This window comes from Tissierellales bacterium, from assembly GCA_035301805.1.
Lineage (GTDB): Bacteria > Bacillota > Clostridia > Tissierellales > DATGTQ01 > DATGTQ01.
Window position 1 is genome coordinate 1 of record DATGTQ010000203.1, and the last position, 2,014, is coordinate 2,014.

Annotated in this window: 2 protein-coding genes; both read left to right on the top strand. The window is 30.9% G+C overall.

Annotated features, from left to right (window positions below; translation table 11 throughout):
* Positions 1 to 589, top strand: a 589-nt coding sequence (locus VK071_10630) for a polysaccharide biosynthesis C-terminal domain-containing protein (protein ID HLR35764.1), incomplete at its 5' end; no start/stop codon positions are given.
* Between the two features lie 29 nt (positions 590 to 618).
* Positions 619 to 2,014 (top strand): Coenzyme F420 hydrogenase/dehydrogenase, beta subunit C-terminal domain (locus VK071_10635; protein HLR35765.1); only part of this gene is annotated, 1,396 nt, incomplete at its 3' end.

A 2,014-nucleotide genomic window follows, 5' to 3' on the forward strand; every position in this document is an offset into this window, starting at 1 on the left:
TATAATATTGGCTTATATCTTAACTGGTTTTATATTATTCGGGCAACCTTTTATCAATTTATGGGCTGGTAGTGATTATGATAATGCTTATTATATAACTCTCATAGTAATGATACCGTTGACTATTCCTTTATTTCAAAATTTTGGTATTTCTATACTGTATGCGAAGAATTTACAAAAATTCAGATCGGTAGTATTAATTTTTATTGCAGTATTAAACATTGTTATAACTATACCTTTAGCACAAGGATTCGGTGGCATTGGTGCTGCAGTTGCTACTGCAATTTCATTAACAATAGGTAATACTATTATCATGAATATTTATTATCACCGCAGAATTGGAATTAATATGCTCCTATTTTGGAAGAATATTATTCTAATGTCTCTCCCAATGGTGCTTTCACTATTAATGGGTATTGGGATTAACTACATATTTAATTTTGAAAATGTGTTATTAATGTCGTTTAATATATTACTATACTCATTTACTTTTACAATTTTATTGTGGGTACTGGGATTAAATAAATATGAAAAAGAGTTATTTTCATCGATTATAATTAAATTTGGAAACTTGGTACTAAGAAGATAGGTTTATGATGCAATAAAGGATGTGAAAAAATGAATGGAAATATTAAGGAATTAATGGATACAGTAGTAAAAAATGATTATTGTATAGGTTGTGGACTATGCGCAAGTTTAGCAGAATCTCCGCTAACTATGAAAATAAATGAGGATGGAAAGTATCAGCCCTCTTTAAAGGAAGATAATCATGATGCAAATATGAAAATTAGTGCTTTATCTGTATGTCCATTTGCAAGAGATAATGATAAAGAGTCAGAAATAGGGAAGAACGTCTTTGGAGAAGTAAGTAATATTAGGTTCGATAAATATTCAGGATATTATATCAAGAGTTATGCAGGATATGTAATAGAAGGAGAATTTAGATCAAAAGGAAGCTCTGGAGGCATGGGAAACTGGATTGCTACTCAACTTTTTAAAAAAAATCTTGTTGATGGCATAATTCATGTGAAATCAAGTTCGGATAATAATTTGTTTGATTATCAGATCTCTTATACTATAGATGAGTTATCTAAAGGTGCCAAATCAAAATATTATCCTATAGAAATGTCTCAAGTACTTCAATTTGTAAAAGAAAATGAAGGTAGGTATGCATTAATAGGAATACCTTGTTATATTAAAGGGGTACGATTATTAGCGGAACAAGATAAAGTAATAAACGATCGAATTAAATTCTTTATAGGTCTCGTATGCGGTCATTTAAAAAGTAACATATTTGCAAAGTCTATAGGCTGGCAATTGGGAATAGAACCAGATAAATTAAAAGAAATTGATTTTAGGAAAAAGTTAGAAGGTAGAGCTGCTAATAATTATGGTGTTGAAGTCAAAGGTGAGAAAGATGGAGATGATGTTGTACTAAGTTCCCCAACGAAAGAATTATATACAACGAATTGGGGACAAGGAATGTTTAAATACAATGCATGTGAATTTTGTGATGATGTCTTAGCGGAGACTGCTGATGTAACAGTAGGTGACGCATGGCTTCCGGAATATTCCAATGATAGTATGGGGACTAATGTAATCGTAGTAAGAAACCCTATTATAGAAAAGATATTTGAAGAAAACCGGGATAATACCATTCATATTGAGGATCTTAGTTCGAAAAAAGTTTATCAGTCACAGGCCGGTGGATTTCGTCATAGAAGAGATGGACTTTCCTACCGACTATATCTAAAAGACCAAAATAACGAATGGAGACCAGATAAAAGAGTAGAACCGAGTAATAATCATAGTTCAAAAAGGAAAAGAATATTTAAAAAAAGAACATTACTTTCACAAGAAAGTTTTAAGGCATATAAAATAGCAGAACAGAGAAAAGACTTTGATGAGTTTATAAAATATATGGAACCACTTATAAGGGAATATAATAAATTAAATGCACCGCCCTTTGTCAAAAGAGCTATGGGTAAAGTTAAAAGAGAGGTTTATAAACTGG